We start from the raw sequence: 20,188 nt of genomic DNA on the forward strand, positions 1-20,188 counted from the left end.
TTCCGCTCCCTACAGCTGGGTCACGTCCAGCCCGCCCTCCGCGTACTGCTTGCGGATGACCTTCTTGTCGAACTTGCCGACGCTCGTCTTCGGCACGGCGGGGACGATCGCCCAGCGCTCCGGCAGCTGCCACCTGGCGATGCCGCCCTCCGTGGCGAGGAAGGCCTTCAGCGTCTCGTAGTCCGCCGTCGAGCCCTCCTTGAGGACGACGGTCGCGAGCGGGCGCTCGCCCCACTTCTCGTCCGGCACGGCGACGACGGCGGCCTCGGCGACCTCCGGGTGCGCCATGAGGGCGTTCTCCAGCTCGACGCTGGAGATCCACTCGCCGCCGGACTTGATGACGTCCTTGGCGCGGTCGGTGAGGGTGAGGAAGCCGTCGGTGCCGATCACGCCGACGTCGCCGGTCTTGAGCCAGCCGTCCTCGCTGAACTTGTCCTCGGGCCGGAGCGGTTCGCCGTCGACGCCGCTGTAGTACGCGCCCGCGATCCAGGTGCCGCGCACCTCCAGCTCGCCGGCCGACTCGCCGTCCCAGGGCAGGTGCTCGCCGCCGGGGCCGACGAGCCGCGCCTCGACACCGGCGGGGAAACGCCCCTGCGTGACGCGGTAGGGCCACTCCTCGTCGGCGGTGAGGCCGGCCGGCGGGTGGGCCATCGTGCCCAGCGGGGAGGTCTCGGTCATGCCCCAGGCATGGCAGAGGCGGACGCCGAACTTGTCGTACGCCTCCATGAGCGAGGGCGGACAGGCCGCGCCACCGATGGTGACCTGGGCCATGGAGGAGAGGTCGCGCGGGTTGGCGGTGACCTCGGCGAGCAGGCCCTGCCAGATGGTGGGGACGGCGGCGGCGTGGGTCGGCCTCTCGCGCTCGATCATGTCGGCGAGCGGGGCCGGCTGGAGGAAACGGTCCGGCATGAGCATGTTGATGCCGGTCATGAAGGTGGCGTGCGGGAGCCCCCACGCGTTCACGTGGAACTGCGGCACCACGACCAGGGTCGTGTCCTTGGCGGTGAGGCCCATCGACTCGGCCATGTTCACCTGCATGGAGTGCAGGTAGATCGAGCGGTGGGAGTAGACGACGCCCTTCGGGTCGCCGGTGGTGCCGGAGGTGTAGCACATGGCGGCGGCCGTGCGCTCGTCCAGCTCGGGCCAGTCGTACGTGGTGGGCCGGCCGGCGATCAGCTCCTCGTACTCGTGCACGCGCGGGACCGCGCCGGCCAGGACGGAACGGTCGCCGGGGCCCGCGACGACGACGTGCTCGACCGTCGGCAGGTGCGGGAGCAGCGGGGCGAGGAGGGGGAGCAGCGAGCCGTTGACGATCACGACCCGGTCGGCGGCGTGGTTGACGATCCACACCAGTTGCTCGGGGGGAAGGCGCAGGTTGAGGGTGTGGAGGACGGCGCCCATGGAGGGGATCGCGAAGTACGCCTCGACGTGCTCGGCGTTGTTCCACATGAGGGTGGCGACCCGCTGGTCGCCGGTGACGCCGAGTTCGTCGCGCAGGGCGTTGGCCAGCTGGTGCGCGCGGGCTCCGGTCTCAGCGAACGTGCGGCGCTGCGGCTCGGGCTCGCCCGTCCAGGTGGTGATGATGGACTTCCCGTGGATCCTCATCCCGTGCTCGAGGATGCGGCTCACGGTCAGCTGTACGTCCTGCATGGTGCTGTACACGGGGCGTCCTCCCGGTGGGCGCTACGTGGCAGTAGGGGGTGTGGAGATTCTGCGCACGTACCGCGCGGTATGTCACTACCTGGGAGTACGGAAATTGCCAGTGATTACTGGCGACGGGGAGAACCGGGGGCCCGAGAGGGATCCGGGAGGGCGTGAGGGGTGCCCCGGGAAGACGACAAGGGGCGCCTCGGAAAGGCGCGAGGAGCGCCCCGGGAAGAGGGTGCGAGAGCTGCCGCGGAAGGCGCGAGAGCTGTCCCGGGAAGACCACGAGGGCTGCCTCGGGAAGACGCGAGGGGGCCTCTCACCTCACCGGAGTCAGCTCCGGGTCTTCGCGGAGCTTGCGGAGCGCTCTGGACACCGCGCTCTTGACCGTGCCGACCGACACCCCGAGCACCTCGGCGGTCTGCGCCTCGCTGAGGTCCTCGTAGTACCGCAGGACCACCATCTGGCGCTGCCGCTCCGGCAGCTTGAGCACCGCGCGCCACATGGCGTCGTGCAGCGCTTGCCGCTCGGCCGGATCGGACGACGGGAGTCCGACCGGCTCGGGCAGCTCCTCGCACACGAACTCGTCGACCTTGCGCTTGCGCCACTGGGACGTACGGGTGTTCAGCAGCGCCCGGCGCACGTACCCGTCCAGGGCGCGGTGGTCCTCGATGCGCTCCCAGGCCACGAAGGTCTTGGCGAGCGCGGTCTGGAGGAGGTCCTCCGCGTCCGAGGGGTTGGCGGTCAGGGAGCGGGCGGTGCGCAGGAGCACGGGCCCACGCGCCCGTACGTACGAGGAGAAGGTCGTGTACGACGCGTACTGCGAGGCACCGGCGCAGACGGGGCCAGAGGGTGGCGGAGTCATGGCTCCACGCTAGGAGGGGAGGTGCGTCCGACGGATCGGCCCCAGGTCCCGAACCGCCGTCCGCCTCAGGTTGTAGGGGTGAGGACACCTCCACCTCCTCTGGGTGGAGGCCCCCGAGACCCGGCTCAGGGTCGGTCCACGGCCCGTGTCACGGCGAGGGAGTCGGTGGAGAACGCGCGGGAGGATCCCGCACGTGCCGTGGCGAGGCGGGCGACCGGAGCGTCCACGGCGTTGCGGTCGATCACGAGGCGGTGGCCGCCGTACGACTCGGTGACGTTGCCCGCGTACTGGTGGATCCGGGCGTGCGGCGTCCAGGCCGCCGGAGCCAGCGTGGCCTCGGTCTCCAGCGCGGGCTTCCCCAGCCAGCGCGCGAACCACATCACGGCCGGCAGGTCCGCCGTGCCCGCCTTCCGCTGCGCCTCGATGTCCCGCACGCCCGTGTCCGCACTGCTGTAGAAGCCGGGAAGGTACCCGAGGCGGCGCACCTCCCGGTTCCAGCCGCGGACGAAGGAGAGCGTGGTCGCGGCGCACTGCGCGTCACCGCGCCGGTAGGCCTCGATGTCGAGGTAGAGCGGGCTGCTCGTGCCCAGGCCCAGGGCCCGCGCGGCCCGCACCGCGTCGCCCCCTTCCCGGGTGCCCTGGCCCCAGGGGTCGGAGCCGATGGCGAAGGGCTTCTTGGCGGGGGCCTCGACGCACGGCGCCTGGGAGCCGACGAAGACGGGCAGCAGCCGCCAGCCCATGGACTGCACCGAGGCGACCCAGCCGGAATCGAGCTCCCGCTGGCCGGGGCAGCCCCGCCCCCGCCCGGCGAAGTAGATCCCGACGGCCCCGTACGGCGAACCGCGCCAGGCCCGCATCGTCTCGACGGAGGGCGCCTCACAGGTGTCGAAGGCCTTGCCGGTGAAGTGGACGGGGGTGGAGGCGGTGGACACGGCCTCTCCGGAAGCGCCGGACGTCGCGAGGGCACTGGGGGCGGGGGCCCCGGAAGCAGGGGCTTCGGGAGCGGAGGCTTCGGGGGCGGAGGCTTCGGGAGCGGAGGCTTCGGGAGCAGGGGCCCCGAGGGCTGGGACTTCGGGAACGGAGGCCCCGGGAGTGGAGGCTTCGGCGGTGCTCACGGCCGGAGCCGGGGCCGCCACCGCGACGGCGGCACGTGACGGAGGCTGGGGCGGGGCGGCGGACGGCGCCGGAGCCGGCGCGTCGAGGAGCGCCGTCCCGGCCACCGCCGTCATCAGGGCGAAGGCCACGGCTCGCACCCCGGCGAGGGGGAGCGCGGACCGCGAACGTGCCCCTGCCCGTGCCCGTGCGGAAGTCGTGGTGGACCGGGATCGGAACCGGGACGGCGCGCTTGTGCTCATGACGCGAGTGAAGGGCCGCCCGCCGTACCCGGCCACCGCTGGGGCCGTCGCCTCGGCCGTACGCGCCGGGTAACGACCCTTACGTGGGAACCCCGCCTCCGCCGTCCACCACCCCCATGACCGTGTCCGCCGCCCCCGTACCCCCGCGCCCGCCGGCACGGCGACCCGTACACCGGTACCGAAGTGCCTTCACGCGAGGCGCCGTTCGCCCTGTCGCATCACTCCCGTCGTTCGCACTGCTGGATCACCCCCGTCGGACCGGTCTCCGCTGCCCCGCCCCTCACCACGGAGGGAAGCCGAGCACCGGGAGGCACTGGGCGATGCGAGTGAAGCCGGCGCGGGCGGTGCGGATGCGTGCCATGACTGTTCCTCCAGGTGTCGAGAACCGTGAACCAAGGACTGAGAACCGGGAACTCCTGGGAGTTCCGCCGAATACCTGATGCGTGAAGTGGAACTGAAATACCTCTGCTTCCCGGGCAGTTGGCCTGCCGCCCCGGCCGTTGTGCTCGACGTCTCGAATCCAGAGATGCCCATGGAAACCCCGGTGAATCGCCCAGGAACGGACGTTCCCTCGCAAGCGTGAGGACAGCCGGATAAACCCGGTCAAGACAAGATCAGGGCGAGATCGGGGTGGGATGAGAGGGTGAGAAAAGAAGCGGTTCACAGGGGCGAAGGAATTCCCGTTCCGGCTCGGGTACGGCTCCGCCACCCCTAGAAGACTTCCCCAGCGTTCCCCTCACCTCCCCGCTCGCCCCCCCTAGTCCCCCACAGCCCCTTCGAAGGCCTGGTACGCCGCCTCGTCGAAGAGCACGAACCGCACCTCCTCGACCTCGGTGCGGGCAGCCCGCACCGTCTCGACGGCGATCCGGGCGCCGTCCGCCATCGGCCAGCCGTAGATCCCGGTGGAGACGGCCGGGAAAGCAACCGTGCGGGACCCCAACTCGTCGGCCACCCGCAGGGATTCCCGGTAGCAGGAGGCCAGCAGCTCCGAGCGGTCCTCGTCCCGCGACCAGACCGGCCCCACCGTGTGGATCACGTGCCGGGCGGGCAGCCGCCCCGCCGTGGTGGCCACGGCCCGCCCGGTCGGCAGCCCCTTGCCGTAGCGCGAGGCGCGCAGCTCCCGGCAGGCGGCGAGAATCTCCGGACCGCCCTTCCGGTGAATGGCCCCGTCGACCCCGCCGCCCCCGAGCAGCGAGGAGTTGGCGGCGTTGACCACCGCGTCCACCGCTTCGGCGGTGATGTCCCCACGGACGAGCACGATCCGCATCCCATACTCCCGTCTCCCGAAGGTCTTTCGAAGAACTCCGGACCCTACGCCGCCCCTCCCGGGACGGCTCCGCCATTACCACCTCCCCACCTCCGGGCCACCCCTGAGGGGCGGCGAACGGCCCGATATGCCGCGCGATGCATACGTACGAGATGACACGGGCCGAAGTGACGTCACACGTACGGGTGAGTATCAGGAGCCTCCGGAGCGGGTACGGGCCCGCGGTGGCGACGAAGACGGCGAATCCGGGCGAGGTCGGTCACCGCGGGTGAAATAGCCGGTGGGAAAGGCGTTTCCGGCTCTCACGGTTCCGCGACGTGCGCGTGTCTAACCCCAAGCCGACGCCTAAATTGTTCAGAATGTCACTTACTGCCCCAGTTGAAACTACGAAGTTTCGTTGCCGAGGAGCGTGTCATGCAGGTTCGCAGGTGGCTCCCTGACCAGCCCACCAGCATCGGCCGCCATGACTGGCCGGACGAGGGCGGCGAGGGAACTCATCTGCGACTGCGGGCCGGCTCCATCGTCGTACTCGACCGACAGGCCTGGCGCGTCCTGGAGATCACCGGGTACCCCGGCGACCACTGGCCGGAGGCGTACGAGAAGGCCTGGCGCGACCACGTGGAGCTGTGGTGGCACGCCAACGAGCTGCGGCGGGCCAACAACCAGGCGGTCAAACCCGCCCCGGAACGCGCCGAGTTCTACAAGCGGCCGGTGGTGCTCGTCCTGCGCAACGACAACCTGCCCCGGTCCGCGCCGAAGCACTGGTGCGCCCCCGCCAGCCAGGACTGGCAGGTGCTCCCCGAGCACTACGCGGTCTGCCGCGCCTGCGGCGAACTGCCGCCCTGCCACCACGGGGAGTACCCGCGCGAGGAGGGCCCGCGCAGGCCGGAGCAGAGCGGCGGCATCCCGTTCCTGGTGCCGAAGGGCTGCTGCATGGGGTGCGCCGAGCAGATCAAGCCCCGTATGCGGACGGTCCGTTTCCCGGGGCCCAACCTCTGGTACCCGGACCTGGGCGAGGACACGGCGGTCTTCCACGCGCGCTCCTCCTGCGAGGACCAGGTGGAGTGCTACCGCGCGCAGTGGCAGCAGGAGTACGAGCCGCCGACCGTGCGCCCCGGCACGTCGGCGTTCCCGGGCTTCGACCACTTCGTACTCCCCCGAGCCCGCCAGTCCCCGCCGCAGCCCCCACAGGCCCCGCAGCCGCAGGCCCAGGTGACACAGCTCCAAGCCGCTCAAGCCCAGGCCCAGGCCCAGGCCCAGATCTCACAGCCCCAGGCCTCCCCCCAGGGGCCCCAGGCCCCGCTGCCGGCCTCGCACGCCCTCCTGCTGGCCACGGCCCCCCGCGCGGGAGAGGAGGCGCACGCCGCCCTCACGGTGGGGACGACGGGCTCCGGCACCTTCTCGCCCTCCTTCGAGAGCTACCGAGCGGACCCCGACCCCTACCCGACGCCCGAGCCCTACCCGGTCCCGGACTCCTACGCGGCCGCCGACCTCTACCAGCCGTCCGACCCCTACCCGGCCCCCGCTGCGGATCAGGGCCCCGCGGGCCACGCGGTCCGGGCCGCGGAGGAGTTGAGCCGCACCCTGACCGACCGTCCGGCCTTCCACAACGCGGAGCAGGCGGCCCGCGTCATCGAGGAACTCACGGCGGCCGTACGCAACATCGCGCTCTGCCTCAACAACCCCCCGGCCCGCAACCACTCCTGACTCCGGCCCCGGCCGGAGAGGCCTTCTTCGTACGGGCCCGCACGCCTTCGAGCCGGCACCGGACGCCACGGTGTCCCGGTCCAGCGCGTCCGCCCCCGCAAGGCGGCCCCGGGCGGCGACGGTCGGACGGAACCCTCTCGTCGCTCTCTTGTACGGTGCCTGCCAAGGGGGACACCATGCATGATCGGGACTGGGACGACGACACCGACTACAAGTCGGCCGTGAGACGCACGCAGATCATGATGGCCATCGCGTCGGTCGTGACCCTGTTGGTGCTCGGAGCCGTAGCCATCGGCATCTTCGGCGTATCGGTGTTCCTGGACCTCGTGGAACTTTTCGTCCGGTAGCCATGTCTCCCGCGTGCCCATGGGCGGGGGACCACGGGGAAGAGCACGCAGTCACGGTGCACGGACACGCGAGAGGCCCCCGACCGGGTCAACCGGTCGGGGGCCTCTTCACCTGGCGGTGGGTGTGGGATTTGAACCCACGGTGACTCGCGCCACGACGGTTTTCAAGACCGTTCCCTTAGGCCGCTCGGGCAACCCACCTTCGCTCCGGACCGCTTGGCCGGAGCGGCTACAGCGTACCGGCTGGAGAGGCGGGACGGCGGCGGGTGGGGGCGCGGCCCCGGCGATGGGGCCGGGGCCGGAGCCGTGGTCGGAGTCGGGGTCGTGCGGGTGGGTCAGCTGTCGCCGGTGCGTTCGCCCAGGACGACGGTGGTCTTGGCGGACTTGCCGTCGCGCTCGTAGGTGATCTCCACCGAGTCGCCCGGCTTGTGGGTCCAGATCTCGCTGATGAGGGTGGGGCCGCTGTCGATCTGGTGGCCGCCGAAGCCGGTGATCACGTCGCCCGGCTTCAGGCCCGCCTTGGCCGCGGGGCCGTCCGGGGTGACCGAGGGGGTGCCGCCGGTGCCCTTGGCGGCGATCTCGGCGCCCTCGCCCTCCTCGTTCATGTTCACGGTCGCGCCGATCACCGGGTAGACCGGCTTGCCCGTCTTGATCAGCTGCTGGGCGACGTTCTTCGCCTGGTTGACCGGGATCGCGAAGCCGAGGCCGATCGAACCCGCCTGGGACTGCCCGAAGCCCCCGCTGGTCGACTGGATGGCCGAGTTGATGCCGATCACCGCGCCGCTCGCGTCGAGCAGCGGACCGCCGGAGTTGCCCGGGTTGATCGAGGCGTCCGTCTGCAGGGCGCTCATGTACGAGTTGCTGCCACCGGATCCGTCGCCCGAGGCGACCGGGCGGTTCTTGGCGCTGATGATGCCCGTCGTCACCGTGTTCGACAGGCCGAACGGCGCCCCGATCGCGATCGTCGAGTCCCCGACCGCCACCTTGTCGGAGTCGCCCAGCGGAAGCGGCTGGAGGCCCTTCGGGGCGTTCTTGAGCTTCAGCACCGCCACGTCGTAGCCCTCGGCCCGCCCTACGACCTCCGCGTCGTACGACTTGCCGTCGGAGAAGGTCACGGAGAGCGTGCCGCCGTCCGCCGCCGACGCCACCACGTGGTTGTTGGTGACGATGTGGCCCTCCTGGTCGTACACGAAGCCCGTGCCCGTGCCGCCCTCGCCCTGGGAACCGCCCGACTTCGCCTGGATGGTGCCCACGCCGGGCAGCGCCTTCGCCGCGACCGCCGCGACCGTCCCCGGGTCGCGCTTGAAGGAGGCCGGGGTGTCGCCCGAGGAGACGGTGGTCGAACTGATGCCGTCGTCGTCGCGCTCGGCCGCCCAGTAGCCGATGCCGCCGCCGACGCCGCCCGCGACGAGCGCCGCCGCCAGGACGGCCGCCACGAGGCCGCCGGTCCGCTTGCGCGGCGCGGCGGGGCCCGGGGGCACGGGCGCGTGCGGGGCGCCCCAGGAGGGAACGGCCGGCGGGGGCGGCGGCCAGCCGCCCGCCGGAGCCGCGTGGGCGGCGTGGGTCGTGGGGGTCTCGGCCGCCGTGGGGGTCACGGGGGTCGTGTGGGCCGCGTGGGCCGTCGGGGGTTCCTGGGGACCCGTGCCGCCCGCCGGGTGCGTCGCGGCCGCCTCGGGGGCCGGGGTCGGCCCGGAGGCCGGGGCCGGAGGGGCCGACGGGGGTACGGGAGGCGTCGGAGGGGCGGACGGAGCAGCCGGAACCCCCGGAACCGCCTTGCCCTCGTTCTCGGTGCTCACAGCTCGCTCTCCTCGTCGACTGGCGTTGACCGCTGTTACTGCTGTTACTGCTGTTACTGCTAGGGCTACTGGTACTGCTCGGACCGCTGGTACTGCTCGGTCGTGCGTCGCCCGGCGCATCGTCCACGGGCCGCCTCGACCGGTCGTCCGCTTCGACCGCCTGCCCGCGTCGGCCGCGGTTACCCGTGAGTGTCCGCCGTCCGACCGAACCACGCGCGCGCCTGCGTGTGACTCCTCCCGACCGCGTGAGGTTGTGGTCGCTCCGGCTCCAGGGTGCTGCGACCAGCTTTTCCCACCGGACGTCAGGCCGCTGTAAGGCGGAGCTGTGCGTTCGCACTCCATCCTTTATAAAGGACAGAACGGACAGTCTCGGTGTGCCCGCCACGCCCCGCCGATGGCACCATGACGCGGTGACTCACGCACGGCAGCAACCGAACCGCGCCCCCGTCCAGGTCGTCGCCCACCGCGGAGCGTCCGAGGACGTACCGGAACACACCCTGGCCGCCTATGTGAAGGCCATCGAGGACGGCGCCGACGCCCTGGAGTGCGACGTCCGGCTCACCGCCGACGGGCACCTGGTCTGTGTGCACGACCGGCGCGTCGACCGCACCTCCAACGGCCGCGGAGCCGTCTCCACCCTCGAACTGGCCGCTCTCGCCGAGCTCGACTTCGGCACCTGGAAGGGCCGGGGCGAGTCGCAGGAGAGTCCCGACCGGCGTGCCCCCGGATCCACCTCCGTCCTCACCCTGGAACGCCTCCTGGAGCTGGTCGCCGACGCCGGGCGCCGGGTCGAGCTGGCGATCGAGACCAAGCACCCCACGCGCTGGGCGGGCCAGGTCGAGGAGCGGCTGCTCCAGCTCCTGAAGCGGTTCGACCTCCACGCGCCCGCGTCCCCCGAGGACTCCGCCGTGCGAGTCATGAGCTTCTCGGCCCGCTCCCTGCACCGGATCGCCGCCGCCGCGCCGACACTGCCCACCGTCTCCCTCGCCCAGTTCGTCTCGCCCCGGCTGCGCGACGGGCGGCTCCCCGCGGGCGCGCGCATCGCGGGCCCCTCCATCCGGATCGTCCGGCACCAGCCGGCGGTGATCCTGCGGCTCCAGAAGGCCGGGCACCGGGTGCACGTCTGGACGGTGGACGAGCCGGAGGACGTCGAACTCTGCGAGCGTCTCGGCGTGGACGCGATCATCACCAACCGCCCGAAGCAGGTGCTGGCCCAGTTGGGCCGCGGCTGAGCCCCTCCTCTTTCGTCACTTCCGCCTCACCCGCCCCCTCCGCACCAGGAGACGAAGGGTGCATCAGGGGTTACAGGGAGTGCACCGGCGCGTTCCGTCCGTACGCGATCGTCACGAGTGCCTCATCCCACGCCGATTGGCCGGTTTCCGGCCCAGGTCATCGGGGCATTCACACCGTGGCGTGGGGCGAAGGAGGTCTCGGGGGTGGCGTTGGTGGTGGCACAGGAGGTGCCCACGTCGTCGAGCATGGCCGTACCTCATGGCCCTGCGGGCGTGGGTGAGGCGCGGCACCGGATGCGGGACGAGCTGTGCCGCAGCGGGGTCGCGGAATCGGTCGTCGACGACGCGATACTGATCCTTTCCGAACTGCTCAGCAATGCCTGTCGGTACGCCAGGCCGCTGGGCCGGGCCGATCGTGGCGACGGGGACGTGCGGGCGGCCTGGCGGGTCGACCCGGCGGGCGGACTGCGGGTCGAGGTCACCGACGGCGGTGGTCCGACGCGGCCCGTCCCGTCGACGCCCTCGGTCACGGCGCGGGGCGGCCGCGGGTTGAACATCATCAGCGCGCTGGCCCAGGACTGGGGCGTGCGCGACAGCGCGACCGGCGAGGTCACCGTCTGGGTGGTCGTCACCGAGGGACACCGTCGCGAGGACTTCGTGACGCGTGTCGGCGGCGGTTCGGGCTTCGACTTCCTGGACGCGTACGACGACCTGGACTGAATCCCGGTCCCGGGGCCGACCCCGCAGTCCGGTTCGGTCCACCGGTCCCGCAATCCAGGTCGGCCCCCGGCCCCCGCGATCCGGGTCGGCCCCCGGCGCGGCCCGCCTGAGGGGTGGTGGTGGTCGGGGCGGCTAGGCTCGCGCCCGAAACAGCACCGCACACAAGCACCGCCGCGATCGGGAGAAAGCCACACCATGGCCAAGAAGCGCCCCCAGACGAAGGCCGGCAAGGCCGGCCAGGCACAGGTCACGAGCGGGGAGATCCCGGTCGTCGGCGCGCGCGAGCCGTGCCCGTGCGGTTCGGGCCGCCGCTACAAGGCGTGTCACGGCCGGGCCGCCGCGCACGCCGTCACCGACCTCGTCCAGCGCCCCTTCGAAGGCCTGCCCGGCGAGTGCGACTGGGTCGCGCTGCGCGAGCTGGTGCCCGCCGCGACCGTACCGCTCACCCTGAAGGGCGGGCTGCCCGAGGGCGTGCCGTCCGTGACGCTCGCGACCGTACTGCCGATGGCGTGGCCGGCGCTCCGCCGGGACGACGGTTCCGTCCTGCTCGCCCTGCAGAACGACTCCACCTCCGGCGACCTGGCCCGCGACCTCGCCGACACCCTCCAGCGCGCCCTGGAGACCGAGCCGGGCACCCCGGTGCCCCCGCGCCGCGTGCCGGCCGAGGGCCCGCGTCTCCAGGACCTGCTGGACGCCGACGCCGCGTTCGTCCCCGACGTCCACACGGGCTTCGAGTTCTGGATCCCGCAGTCGGCGGACGGTGCCGACCCGGAGGTCACCGCCTCCCTGGAGCGGGCCAACGCGGCCGCGATCCCGACCGTCCGGCTGACGGGCGTCGACTCCGCGTACTGGTGCGAGACCCCGGACAAGAACCACCTGCGCTGGGTCATGCCGTACCCGGAGGAGAAGCTCCTCGACGCGCTCGCCCGGCTCCAGGCCGTCGGCACCACCTCCCTCGGCCCCGACACCCGGCTCGTCGGCTCCTTCCGCGCCCACGGCCTCGTGGTGCCGGTGTGGGACCTGCCGACGTCCATGACCGCCGAGGAGTGCGAGAAGCCGGCCGCCGAGTTCTTCGAGCGGCTGACCGCGGCACTCGCCTCGGACGCTCCGCTCACCGCGGAGGAGCGTCGGGCGCGCGGCGGCCTCACGAACCGTCAGGTCACTCTCAGCTGATACCCCAGGCGGTATCGGTGACTGACAGACCGACCGGTCGGTGACTTCCACCACAACCCGGTCTTCGGACAGGTAAATCCCTGTCCGAATAACCGAGATCGAATTTGCGAACAGCAGATCTCTTGTTACCGTTCTGGAAGCCCGGTCGCTGGTGCATCCCCCGTCGCCAGCGACCGGGTCTTTCCATGTCCGCTTCCGGCGCGGCCGGGGCGTCCGACGCTCAACTTCCCTCGCCGCCCGCCGTGTTGCTGCCCGCCCGCAGCAGCAGCGGAGCACTCCCGACCTCGTCCGCGCCGGCGAATTCCGCCACCGCCGCATACACCGTGACCGCGCCCGCGCCGTGTTCCCGAGGCGTCTCGCAGGTACCCGGTTCGTCCTGCGCCGGAACCGCGCAGCGCACGTGCACGGTCCGCCCCGCGGGGGCCATGAGAGTCAGAAACGCGTCGAGTTCCTGACCCGTGGTGTTGCGGTAGTACGTACGCGCCCAGACATCGGCCCCCTCGTTCAGGACACACGTCTGCGCCTCGACCCCTCCGGGAGAGGCGAGTTCCGGCCCACAGCGCGTGATCCGCTCGGAGGCCGGAGGGGCGGAGAGGGCGGGCGGGACGGAAGGGGTGGGCGGGGCGGAAGGAGCGGGCGGGACGGCGAGGGTCGCGGGAGCGGTCGGTTCCGGCGTACGGGATCCCGCGCCGAGGCCCTTCCACGGGTCCCGGGCCTCCCCGTAGCTCCCCGCCTTCCCGTCGCCCCCGCTCCGGGCATCGGCCGGACGGACGGCCCCTCCTTCCGGACCCGCCGACCCCGCCGTCGCGACGAGCGGCAGCAGGACGGCGGCCGTGACGGCGGCCCCGAGTGCGACCACGCGGAGATTCACCGGAGTCATCGGGCCCACCTGCTCCTGCTCGGCTGGAGATCCTGAACGGTGGGGCGAACATAGCGGCGGACGGCGGGTGCCCGGACGGCCGCGCACCCGTTTCCCGTACGCGTCGGTCCGGGACGCACCCGTTCGGGTGAACGCCCGCCGTCGCGCGACGGGAACGGCGGTGCGCCCCCGCTCGCGCGCGACGGTTCGACCTCAGTACGCCAGCCGGCTTCCGCCGCCCGGTGTGCTCGTGCTCGCCTCCACCAGGGCGTCGACCACCGCCTCGACGTCCGGCAGCCACGGACGGGCCGAGCCCGCGAGGGGCGCCCGCTCCCAGCGGACCCGCCCGGAGCCCGCGGCCGAGGGGGGCAGCGGCAGATAGCCGCCCTCGCTGTGGAACCTGAGCGAACTGGGCACGCTGTCCTTCGCGTACAGCAGCTCGCCCAGCCGTTCCAGGTCGTACGGGGCGACGAGGATCGACCACCGGGTGGGGGTGGCGATCACCGGGCCGAGCCGCATGCCCGTGGCGTCGAGCGCGGCGAGGGCCCGGGCGCCCGCCGCCGCGGGGAGGCTGACCGCGCAGGGCGCGCCGCCGCCCGTGGCGAGGAGCACCGGGGCGTCCGGGCGACCGGTCCACCACCAGCGGACCATGCGCTCGTCCGTGGTGGCCGCGAGCAGTCCGGGGTCGTAGGGGTGCGCGCCGGGCACCACGCAGTCGGGGTCGGGACAGGAGCAGACGGGCTCCGCGTCCGGACGGAACAGAACCCGCAGGCCGGCGGCCGTACGGGACAGCACCTTGAGGCCCGCGGCCGTACGGGGCGTCGCTCTCAGGCCCACGCCCGGCAGGACGGGCCAGTTCCATTCGACGGCGAAGGTGACCGCCGCGTCGAGCCGTGCGGTCCTCGCCCCGCGCCGGAACCGGAGCCTGCGTCGCCTTCCGAGGATCTCGCGCATGAGCGCTCGTTCCTTTCCGTTGAACGCCGAATTCCCATACACCACGTGCAGATTCGTTCACCGCGCGTATCAGCGCGTACCGGGTCGGCTGAGTGCCGGACCGCGTGGGGGCGGGCCGGCCGGGCCGGAAAAACCGTGTACAACCCGGTGGAGCCAGGTGGAGCTCGATGGAGCCAGGTCGGATCCGGAGCGGTTCAGAACACGTTCCCCGCCAGTCGGCGGCGGGCGGCGGCCTGCGGCATGGAAGACGCCGGGGTCCCGCATCACGTTCCGGGGCGATTCAACTGCCCCTGCCTGTCACCGTCTACGTACCCCGCACGCTCGGAATGACGCGCTTTCAAACGACGCCAGTCGACCGCAAAAGGTGCACACCGGGGGTAATTTTCAGCCAACTTCCCGTTTACTTCAACCCCCTCGCACGACCTCACGGACACCACTTTTCCCGTGGGGACAATGCTGGACATCGCTCCTCTTGTGCGTGTACATGTGGGTACATCGAGCGGCGCAGGATGACATGGGGGTTTGCGATGCTATGGCGTCAAACGCACCGGTCGGAAAGCCGACGGGCATGAACGCCCCCCGTCCGCCGAAAGTGGCTGGAATCGATTCAACGGTTCCCGCGCCGCCGGACACTACGGCGCCTCTCCCCGGGGTACCCCCGGCCGCGCCCCCCGCCGACGCGGCCCTCCCTCCCGGAGTCCTGATCCAGGACCGGCTGGCCTCCTGGGTCTCCGACCTCACCACCCTCCACGAACTCACCGAGCGCCTGATCAAGACCTCCTCCCTCGACGGGGCCCTCCGCGAGGTGCTCGGCGCCGGAGCCGCCCTCGTCGGCGCCCGCCGCGGCATGGCCGTCCTCGAACCCGCCGACGGCCTCGGCCCCACCAGCACCATCGGTCTCGGTCTCGCCCACGCCGACCTCGGCACCATCGAGACCGTCCCGCACGGCCCGGGGAGTCACGGCCGCCTCCTCGACGGCCTGCCCGAAGCCGGCCCCACGGCTCCCGGTCCTTCCTCCGCCCACCCCGCTCCCGGGCCTTCCTCCGTCCGTCCCGCGCGCGTGCCCGAGCCGATCGCCATCCGCGACGTGCGCACCGAGGAGGGCCTCGACCCGCGTCACCGCGAGGTCGCCGCCCGCCTCGGCTACGCCGCCAGCTACGCCCTGCCCCTCGCCACCGAGGAGTCCGGCCGGCTCGGCGCGGCCGTCTGGTTCTACGACGAGCCCGCCGAACCCGATGAACGCCGGCGCCACCTCATCGGGCTCTACGGCCGCTTCGCCACCGAGCACCTCGCCCGGCTCCTCCAGGTCGAGCGCGCCCGCGTCCGGGTCGCCACCGTCGCCGAGGAGCTGCTCCCCAGCCGGCTCCCCCGCGTCCCCGGCGTCCGGCTCGCCGTCCGCCACCTCGCCGGCCCGCAGGGCGGCGGCGACTGGTACGACGCCCTGCCGCTGCCCGAGGGCGCCCTCGGGCTCGCCGTCGGCTCCGTCTCCGGGACCGGTCCCAGCGCGCTCGCCGCCATGGGCCGGCTGCGCGCCTCCCTGCGGGCGTACGCGGTGATGGAGGGCGAGGACCCGGTCGCCGTCCTCTCCGACCTCGAACTCCTGCTGCGGCTCACCGAACCCGCCCGCTCCGCGACCGCGCTCTTCGCGTACGCCGAGCCCGCGCAGCGCCGGATCGTCCTCGCCGGCGCCGGGCACGCCCCACCGCTGGTCGTCGGCGACCGCCGCACCGAGTTCGTCGAGACCTCGCTGTCGGCCCCGCTCGGGATGCTGACGTGCTGGGAGGCGCCGAGCGTGGAGCTGTCCCCCGCGCCGGGAGAGACGGTGCTCCTCTACACGGACGGGCTGCTGCGCCGTACCGGGGACGCCACGGACCGGACCTTCGCCCGGCTCCGCGCGGCGGCCGCGAGCGTGCCGGAGGCGGACCGGTCCGACCCGGGCGCGGTCGCCGACCACGTCCTGCGGACCCTGCTGCCCGAGGGCCTCGACCCGGCCGTGGAGGGCGAGGACGTGGTCCTGCTCGCGGCCCGTTTCGAGTGACGGCGCGCGGACTCCCCGGGTGAGCGGAGTGTGACGCTCCGGTAAGGGTCTTCCGGCCCTGGGCCCCCTTCCGCACGACCGTACGATGGTGGGGGTTCAGTGTCGTACCAGAGGAGGCAGACCCGTGGCCGAGGAGCTCACCCCGGAGACCCCGGAAGAGACCGAAGACCAGCCGATCAAGCAGCGCAAGAACGGCCTTTACCCGGGCGTGTCCGACGAGCTGGCCGAGAACATGAAGTCCGGCTGGGCCGACACCGAGCTGCACGGCCTGGCGCCGATCGCCCAGGCCGACCGGACCGCCGAGCGGCGCGCCGCGCTCTCCGCCCGCTTCCCGGGCGAGCGCCTGGTGATCCCGGCCGGCAAGCTGAAGACCCGGTCGAACGACACCGAGTACGCCTTCCGCGCCTCCACCGAGTACGCGTACCTCACCGGCGACCAGACGCAGGACGGCGTCCTCGTCCTGGAGCCGACCGAGGACGGCCACGAGGCCACGATCTACCTGCTGCCGCGCTCCGACCGCGAGAACGGCGAGTTCTGGCTCGACGGCCAGGGCGAGCTGTGGGTCGGTCGCCGCCACTCCCTCGCCGAGGCCGAGCAGCTCCTCGGCATCCCGGCGAAGGACGTGCGCGAGCTCGCCGACGCGCTCAGGGAGGCCACCGGCCCCGTCCGCGCCGTCCGCGGCCACGACGCCGGCATCGAGGCCGCGCTGACCGACAAGGTCACCGCCGAGCGCGACGAAGAGCTGCGCGTGTACCTCTCCGAGGCCCGCCTCATCAAGGACTCCTTCGAGGTCTCCGAGCTGGAGAAGGCCTGCGCCGCCACCGCCCGCGGCTTCGAGGACGTCGTCAAGGTCCTCGACAAGGCCGAGGCCACCAGCGAGCGCTACATCGAGGGAACGTTCTTCCTGCGCGCCCGCGTCGAGGGCAACGACATCGGCTACGGCTCCATCTGCGCCGCCGGCCCGCACGCCACCACCCTGCACTGGGTGCGCAACGACGGCGACGTGCGCTCCGGCGACCTGCTGCTGCTCGACGCCGGTGTGGAGACCACCGAGCTCTACACCGCCGACATCACCCGCACCCTGCCGATCAACGGCCGGTACACCGACCTCCAGCGCAAGATCTACGACGCCGTGTACGAGGCGCAGGAGGCCGGCATCGCCGCGGTGAAGCCCGGTGCCGCCTACCGCGACTTCCACGACGCCGCCCAGCGCGTCCTCACCGAGAAGCTCGTCGAGTGGGGCCTGGTCGAGGGCCCGGTCGAGCGCGTCCTGGAGCTCGGCCTCCAGCGCCGCTGGACCCTGCACGGCACCGGCCACATGCTCGGCATGGACGTCCACGACTGCGCCGCCGCGCGCACCGAGGCCTACGTCGACACGACGCTCGAGCCGGGCATGTGCCTGACCGTCGAGCCGGGTCTGTACTTCCAGGCCGACGACCTGACCGTGCCGGAGGAGTACCGGGGCGTCGGCGTCCGGATCGAGGACGACATCCTCGTCACCGAGGACGGCAACCGGAACCTCTCGGACGCGCTGCCGCGCCGCTCCGACGAGGTCGAGGCGTGGATGGCCTCGCTGAAGGGCTGACCTCCGCGTACGTTGGAACACGAGGGGCCTCCGCCGACCGACCGGCGGGGGCCCTTCTCCGTGCCCGCACGCCTTCCGTGTCCCGGGGAGCTACGCCATCACGCCATGAGGAGGGAAGGGGCGTCCTTCCACTTCAGGATCTTGTCGAAGCTGACCACCGCGCCGCCCCGGCCCGAGCGGTTGCCGAACCGCACGTGGTCGGAGAGCTCCTCGATCAGCCGCATCCCGCGGCCGTGCTCAGCGTCCGACGGGGCCGCGGGGAGCTCCGCGTACGGGAAGCCCGGCCCCGAGTCGGCCACCTCGATGCGACAGGTCTCGCCGTCCAGGTAGGCCGTCACCCGGTACGCCCCCGAGAGCGCTCCGGCCGGACCGCCCGGGCCGTCCGGGTCGTCGAAGGCGCCCGGGCCGTCGAAGCCGTCCGGTCCCTCTTCGGGGGCCGCGCCCGCGCCGCCGTGCTCGACCGCGTTCGCGCACGCCTCGGTCAGCGCCACCGACAGCTCGTACGACACGTCGGGATCGACTCCCGCCGTCTCCATCGTGCCCAGTAGGAGCCGGCGCGCGAGCGGCACGCTCGCGGCTTCGCGCCGCAGATGGAGTGACCACCAGATGCTCATGCTCCAGCCTCCCGGCATCGGCTCGGCGGACCAGTGGTCCTGCGGCACGACGTACCGATACCTATTGCCGTGCGGGCGGCTCCGTAAGCCCCCGGGGGCGTCAAGAGCGCTCGTTCGGCGGATGCCGGGGACAGGCGGGTCGGTGTATGTCGGCCCGAAGAGACCCAAGGGCGACCTTCCGGACCTGCCGTACGACGGGGGGAGGCGTGGTGCGATGATGGGCCCGCCATGTCTGCCCCCGCGCTCGGTCCACGGCTGCTGAGGGCCGCGGTGTTCACCGCGGTCTGCGTCGTGCTGTCCGCGCTGGGGCACGCCCTCGCCGCGTGCGCGGGCGTCGCCCCGTGGTCCCTGGCCGCCGGTTTCCTCGGCGTCTTCGGGGTGGCCGTCCTCTTCGGCGGACGCGAACGCTCCCTCGGCTCCGTCGTCGGCGCCCTCACGGCCGGGCAGCTCGGCCTGCACGTCCTCTTCGCCCTCGGACAGCACCGGATCGGTCTGGGCGCCCGAGCCGACGACGCCCTCGTGCGGATGGCGGCGCGACTGGTCTGCGGGGCCGGGGCCGCGTCCCTCAGCCCCGCCGACGCCACCAGGATCCTCACCGACGCCGGGCTCGACCCGGCCGCCACCCACGCCCACGCGGGACACGGCGGGGTCACCGCTACGGCCGTCCCCGCCGACGGCCTGCTGCCCGGCCTGCCCATGCTCCTGGGGCACCTCCTCGCCGCCCTGGCCACGGGCTGGCTGCTGCGGCGCGGCGACCGCGCCCTCGGCCGGCTCGTCGAACTCTCCGAGCAGGGCGCGACGGAGCTCGCGGAGCACGCCCGGGTCCGCTCGCTGCGGGCCGCGCTCCGTCTCGTACGGGCCCTGCTCGCCGGACTGCCGGCGGCGGCGCGCACCGCGCCCCGGCGGGCCCTCCGCACGGCCTTCGACTCCTCGCCGCCGCCGGTGGCCGAGGCGCTCAGGGACACGGTGATCAGGCGCGGCCCGCCGGCCGCCGACTGCGTCCTCGCAGCCTGACGCGGTCCGCTCGACAGGAGCGGGACCGCGTTCGTCCGCACGCCTGGCCGGATTCCCGTCCCGGGGTCCCGTTCTGGATTCCCGTCCCGGGTTGCCGTCCAGGGTTCCCTTGCTGGATCCCCGCCCCGGATTCCTGACCCGGATTCCTGACCCGGCGTGCCGACCTTCCCGTCCTTCTCCGTTTCCTCTCCGAGCTGGAGTGTCCCGTCATGAGCGTTTCCCGCATCTCCACCCGCGCCGTCCTCGCCGGGGGCGTCGCCCTCTCCTCCGTCGTGCTGCTCTCCGGCACCGCCTTCGCGCACGTCGGCGTGCAGCCGCAGGGCGAGGCCGCGAAGGGCGGCTACGCGACCGTCAACGTCAAGGTGCCGAACGAGCGCGACAACGCCTCCACCGTGAAGCTGGAGGTCAACTTCCCGCTCGACCACCCGCTCGCCTCCGTCATGCCGCAGCCCGTCCCCGGCTGGAAGGCCGAGGTGACGAAGAGCAAGCTCGACAAGCCGCTGGAACTGCACGGCAAGAAGATCAACGAGGCCGTCTCCAAGGTCACCTGGACCGCCGACGGCTCGGGGATCGGCCCCGGTGAGTTCCAGCAGTTCCCGCTCTCCCTCGGTCAGCTGCCCGAGGACGCGGACCAGCTGGTCCTCAAGTCGATCCAGACGTACTCCAACAAGGAGGTCGTGCGCTGGATCGAGGAGCGGAAGGAGGGCGCGGAGGAGCCGCAGAACCCGGCCCCCGTCCTGAAGCTCTCCGCCGCTTCCGACGACCACCACGGTGGCGGTGCCACGCCGTCCGCCACCGCCTCCGCCTCCGCGGGGGAGGAGAACGGCCACGACGACAAGGCGGGCGACCACGACAAGGACACCGTGGCCTCCTCTTCGTCCTCTTCGTCCTCTTCCTCCTCCGACACCACCGCCCGGATCCTCGGCATCATCGGCATCCTCGTCGGTGTGGCCGGTGTGGCCTTCGGCGTCCTCGCCGGCCGCCGCCGCTCGGCCTGACGGCCGCACTTCCTCCCGAA

Annotated in this window: 17 protein-coding genes and 1 tRNA gene; 9 read left to right on the top strand and 9 right to left on the bottom strand. The window is 72.6% G+C overall.

The window, feature by feature from the left end; genetic code table 11:
• Nucleotides 1-9: 9 nt before the first annotated feature.
• The 4 genes from ACFY7E_RS09130 to ACFY7E_RS09145 form a co-directional block, all read right to left on the bottom strand.
• Nucleotides 10-1,662 carry a long-chain fatty acid--CoA ligase gene (locus ACFY7E_RS09130; protein WP_389482424.1) on the bottom strand — a complete coding sequence of 551 codons (1,653 nt, stop codon included), beginning with the start codon at nucleotides 1,660-1,662 and terminating at the stop codon, nucleotides 10-12.
• 301 nt (nucleotides 1,663-1,963) lie between these two features.
• Complete coding sequence (locus tag ACFY7E_RS09135) at nucleotides 1,964-2,509, bottom strand: SigE family RNA polymerase sigma factor (protein WP_389482426.1); 546 nt, start codon at nucleotides 2,507-2,509, stop codon at nucleotides 1,964-1,966.
• Nucleotides 2,510-2,634: 125 nt separating this feature from the next.
• Nucleotides 2,635-3,441, bottom strand: a complete 807-nt coding sequence (locus tag ACFY7E_RS09140; RefSeq protein WP_389482429.1) for a DUF1906 domain-containing protein — start codon at nucleotides 3,439-3,441, stop codon at nucleotides 2,635-2,637.
• Between the two features lie 1,180 nt (nucleotides 3,442-4,621).
• Nucleotides 4,622-5,131 carry an O-acetyl-ADP-ribose deacetylase gene (locus ACFY7E_RS09145; RefSeq protein ID WP_389482431.1) on the bottom strand — a complete coding sequence of 170 codons (510 nt, stop codon included), beginning with the start codon at nucleotides 5,129-5,131 and terminating at the stop codon, nucleotides 4,622-4,624.
• A gap of 414 nt (nucleotides 5,132-5,545) precedes the next feature.
• Here ACFY7E_RS09145 and ACFY7E_RS09150 point away from each other — a divergent pair, with 414 nt between their 5' ends.
• Both ACFY7E_RS09150 and ACFY7E_RS09155 read left to right on the top strand, forming a co-directional pair.
• Nucleotides 5,546-6,838: a hypothetical protein gene (locus tag ACFY7E_RS09150; protein ID WP_389482433.1), complete on the top strand. Its 1,293-nt coding sequence runs from the start codon at nucleotides 5,546-5,548 to the stop codon at nucleotides 6,836-6,838.
• A gap of 176 nt (nucleotides 6,839-7,014) precedes the next feature.
• Nucleotides 7,015-7,185, top strand: coding sequence for a hypothetical protein (locus tag ACFY7E_RS09155; RefSeq protein ID WP_389482435.1), 171 nt, complete (start codon nucleotides 7,015-7,017; stop codon nucleotides 7,183-7,185).
• A gap of 113 nt (nucleotides 7,186-7,298) precedes the next feature.
• Here the strand turns inward: ACFY7E_RS09155 and ACFY7E_RS09160 are convergent.
• Nucleotides 7,299-7,386: transfer RNA gene (locus ACFY7E_RS09160), tRNA-Ser, on the bottom strand.
• Between the two features lie 134 nt (nucleotides 7,387-7,520).
• Complete coding sequence (locus ACFY7E_RS09165) at nucleotides 7,521-8,981, bottom strand: S1C family serine protease (RefSeq protein ID WP_389482437.1); 1,461 nt, start codon at nucleotides 8,979-8,981, stop codon at nucleotides 7,521-7,523.
• Nucleotides 8,982-9,391: 410 nt separating this feature from the next.
• Between ACFY7E_RS09165 and ACFY7E_RS09170 the strand changes: the two genes are divergently transcribed.
• From ACFY7E_RS09170 to ACFY7E_RS09180, 3 genes are all read left to right on the top strand, one after another.
• Nucleotides 9,392-10,213, top strand: a complete 822-nt coding sequence (locus tag ACFY7E_RS09170) for a glycerophosphodiester phosphodiesterase (RefSeq protein WP_389482439.1) — start codon at nucleotides 9,392-9,394, stop codon at nucleotides 10,211-10,213.
• 117 nt (nucleotides 10,214-10,330) lie between these two features.
• Nucleotides 10,331-10,933 carry an ATP-binding protein gene (locus tag ACFY7E_RS09175; RefSeq protein WP_389482441.1) on the top strand — a complete coding sequence of 201 codons (603 nt, stop codon included), beginning with the start codon at nucleotides 10,331-10,333 and terminating at the stop codon, nucleotides 10,931-10,933.
• A 195-nt stretch (nucleotides 10,934-11,128) separates the two neighbouring features.
• On the top strand, nucleotides 11,129-12,106 hold the full coding sequence (locus ACFY7E_RS09180; RefSeq protein ID WP_389482443.1) for a DUF5926 family protein: 978 nt from the start codon (nucleotides 11,129-11,131) through the stop codon (nucleotides 12,104-12,106).
• Nucleotides 12,107-12,326: 220 nt separating this feature from the next.
• On the opposite strand, the gene ACFY7E_RS09185 is transcribed toward ACFY7E_RS09180, so the two are convergent.
• The gene (locus ACFY7E_RS09185; RefSeq protein WP_389482445.1) at nucleotides 12,327-12,965 is read right to left on the bottom strand and encodes a hypothetical protein; all 639 of its coding nucleotides are present in this window, start codon (nucleotides 12,963-12,965) and stop codon (nucleotides 12,327-12,329) included.
• Nucleotides 12,966-13,178: 213 nt separating this feature from the next.
• A complete protein-coding gene (locus tag ACFY7E_RS09190; protein ID WP_389482447.1) occupies nucleotides 13,179-13,919 on the bottom strand; it encodes a bifunctional DNA primase/polymerase in 741 nt (246 codons plus the stop codon).
• A gap of 532 nt (nucleotides 13,920-14,451) precedes the next feature.
• Here ACFY7E_RS09190 and ACFY7E_RS09195 point away from each other — a divergent pair.
• On the top strand, nucleotides 14,452-15,957 hold the full coding sequence (locus tag ACFY7E_RS09195) for a PP2C family protein-serine/threonine phosphatase (RefSeq protein ID WP_389482449.1): 1,506 nt from the start codon (nucleotides 14,452-14,454) through the stop codon (nucleotides 15,955-15,957).
• 124 nt (nucleotides 15,958-16,081) lie between these two features.
• Nucleotides 16,082-17,542 (top strand): aminopeptidase P family protein, encoded by a 1,461-nt coding sequence (locus tag ACFY7E_RS09200; protein ID WP_389482452.1) that lies wholly within the window; start codon nucleotides 16,082-16,084, stop codon nucleotides 17,540-17,542.
• A gap of 98 nt (nucleotides 17,543-17,640) precedes the next feature.
• Here ACFY7E_RS09200 and ACFY7E_RS09205 read toward each other — a convergent pair whose 3' ends face one another.
• The gene (locus ACFY7E_RS09205; RefSeq protein WP_389482454.1) at nucleotides 17,641-18,156 is read right to left on the bottom strand and encodes an ATP-binding protein; all 516 of its coding nucleotides are present in this window, start codon (nucleotides 18,154-18,156) and stop codon (nucleotides 17,641-17,643) included.
• Nucleotides 18,157-18,384: 228 nt separating this feature from the next.
• Here ACFY7E_RS09205 and ACFY7E_RS09210 point away from each other — a divergent pair, with 228 nt between their 5' ends.
• The gene (locus ACFY7E_RS09210) at nucleotides 18,385-19,170 is read left to right on the top strand and encodes a hypothetical protein (protein WP_389482456.1); all 786 of its coding nucleotides are present in this window, start codon (nucleotides 18,385-18,387) and stop codon (nucleotides 19,168-19,170) included.
• 209 nt (nucleotides 19,171-19,379) lie between these two features.
• On the top strand, nucleotides 19,380-20,168 hold the full coding sequence (locus ACFY7E_RS09215) for a YcnI family protein (RefSeq protein ID WP_389482458.1): 789 nt from the start codon (nucleotides 19,380-19,382) through the stop codon (nucleotides 20,166-20,168).
• Nucleotides 20,169-20,188 lie beyond the last annotated feature (20 nt).

The sequence above is a fragment of the Streptomyces sp. NPDC012825 genome, assembly GCF_042900925.1.
Taxonomy (GTDB): domain Bacteria; phylum Actinomycetota; class Actinomycetes; order Streptomycetales; family Streptomycetaceae; genus Streptomyces.